The 245-nt window shown below is 40.4% G+C and carries 2 pseudogenes; one reads left to right on the forward strand and one right to left on the reverse strand.

Annotated elements, in window-relative coordinates:
- A pseudogene (locus IDG65_RS14635) lies at positions 1–126 on the reverse strand (hypothetical protein); the annotation flags it as partial.
- Between IDG65_RS14635 and IDG65_RS14980 the strand changes: the two are divergent.
- Positions 120–245 (forward strand): annotated as a pseudogene (locus IDG65_RS14980) (hypothetical protein); the annotation flags it as partial. The pseudogenes IDG65_RS14635 and IDG65_RS14980 overlap by 7 nt on opposite strands.

Below are 245 nucleotides of genomic sequence, written 5' to 3' on the forward strand. Positions count from 1 at the left end.
TTCAAGTTTTACTTGTAAAAGAGCGCGGTGCTCAGGGTTCATTGTTGTTTCCCATAATTGATCTGCATTCATTTCTCCAAGACCTTTGTATCGTGCAATAGACCATTTTGGTGTTGGATTCAATTCAAATGCGTTCTCGTGCAGTTATTGAAGAACGTGGAGGCGGACGTCAACGTATTGTTGTCACTGAAATTCCTTTCCAAGTGAATAAGGCTCGTATGATTGAAAAAATTGCAGAGCTCGTT

This window comes from Staphylococcus sp. EG-SA-17, from assembly GCF_017151845.1.
In the GTDB taxonomy this organism is placed as follows: Bacteria; Bacillota; Bacilli; order Staphylococcales; family Staphylococcaceae; genus Staphylococcus; species Staphylococcus aureus.